At 47.1% G+C, this 1,713-nt stretch carries 3 protein-coding genes; 1 reads left to right on the plus strand and 2 read right to left on the minus strand.

Annotated elements, in window-relative coordinates:
- The coding region (locus tag PX481_RS09700; RefSeq protein ID WP_288094496.1) for a DNA gyrase subunit A at positions 1-854 on the minus strand (854 nt) is incomplete at its 3' end.
- A gap of 82 nt (positions 855-936) precedes the next feature.
- Here PX481_RS09700 and PX481_RS09705 point away from each other — a divergent pair.
- Positions 937-1,341, plus strand: a complete 405-nt coding sequence (locus tag PX481_RS09705) for a response regulator (RefSeq protein ID WP_012268160.1) — start codon at positions 937-939, stop codon at positions 1,339-1,341.
- Positions 1,342-1,584: 243 nt separating this feature from the next.
- Here the strand turns inward: PX481_RS09705 and PX481_RS09710 are convergent.
- On the minus strand, positions 1,585-1,713 hold a 129-nt coding region (locus PX481_RS09710), incomplete at its 5' end, for a M15 family metallopeptidase (protein ID WP_288094497.1).

The raw sequence follows: 1,713 nt of genomic DNA on the forward strand, positions 1-1,713 counted from the left end.
ATCCATGCCGCCTTATTCACCTGAAAAGGCAACTCAGTAACCACAATTGCCGTCCTTTCCCTTCGGCGCTTGCCCTCAATGATAATTGTTTCAGTTTTCGCCACTCCGCGCACGGGAATAATCCCCCTACCGGTGCGATAAGCCTCCCGAATGCCGGTATCATCTAAAATCTCGCCTCCCGTGGGAAAATCCGGCCCGGGGATAATTTCTACTAACTTTTCCTCGCTTAAATCGGGATTATCAATCAAAGCGATTAAACCTTCCACCACTTCCCCTAAATTATGGGGAGGAATATTAGTCGCCATCCCCACCGCAATACCTGAACAACCATTAAGAATCAGTATCGGTAACTGAGCGGGTAAAACAACGGGTTCCTGTTGAGAATTATCAAAATTACTGCTAAAATTAACGATAGCTTCGCTAATTCCCCCTAAAACCGCCTGATCACCGATGCCGGCCAAACGGGTTTCTGTATAACGCATGGCCGCCGGGGGGTCGTTATCGATCGAACCAAAGTTACCATGGCCCGATAAAAGTGGGTAACGACTGGAAAAATCCTGTACCATACGAACCAGTGCCTCGTACACTGACTGATCGCCGTGGGGATGATATTTACCCAAGACATCCCCCACCACCCGCGCACATTTGCGAAAAGGGCGATCGGGAGTTAAACCCAGTTCGTGCATAGCGTATAATATGCGACGATGCACTGGTTTTAGTCCATCGCGTACATCCGGCAAGGCTCGCCCCACGATCACACTCATGGCATATTCTAGATAGGATCGTTCCATCTCTTGGTGTAAGGCCGTGGGTATAATTTGACCACTAGCTAAGAAATCCAGTTGTTTGGCCATGAGTCTCTCGTTTTCAATCTGTCTAGCTGTGAATCATAAGGCATTTTGCCCGTTTTAACCTTGTTTATCCCTGAGCATCCCTATGACGACTGTTTTGATTGTAGAAGACGACCCGATTAATTTTCGCGTTTTTGCCAAAATTTTGACCAAACGAGGTGGTCTAGAGGTTAAAGGGACCGAAGACGTGGAAGAAGTGCTTCGTATTGCTCGGGATAAGGAAGCGGACGTGATCTTAATGGATGTCTCCCTCTCCCATAGTGTCTATGAAGGGAAAGCGGTGGATGGTATTAAAATCAGCCAAATTCTCAAAGCTAACCCCGAAACCGCCGATTTACCCGTTATTATCGTCACCGCTCACGCTATGGAGGGCGATCGAGAGAATTTTCTCAAGCAGAGTCAGGCCGATGGTTATATTTCTAAACCAGTGGTTGATCACCAAGCTTTTGTTGATCAAATCTTGGCGATCATCGATCAGAAGCTGGTCTAAGCTTTGAGTCTTCTTTTGTTAGTATATCAGTATTGATCTAGGGTTGGCTGAATAAATCTAAAAACCTTATTGGGTAAGACTTTTAGACTTTTTGTCAATCAAAAAGTACCGGCGACGGAAGTGATTGGGGGGAAAATCCCTGGACTTTTCCCCTGAAAATTAGGTAATTGACCCCCTCAAAATCTGTAAAACCCTACACCCCACACCCTGTCCCCACAAGAAACTTTTTGCCGCAAACCCTACTTAATCCTCCACTCTGCCATAGATGGCGTAGGCTCGATCGAGCGACCAGGCCCACATCTGATCCCCTAGGGAAAAATGCCACCATTCCCCCTTATGTCGGCTAAATCCCGCCTCCTCCATCACTTTAGC

It is taken from the genome of Microcystis sp. M53603_WE2 (assembly GCF_030065435.1).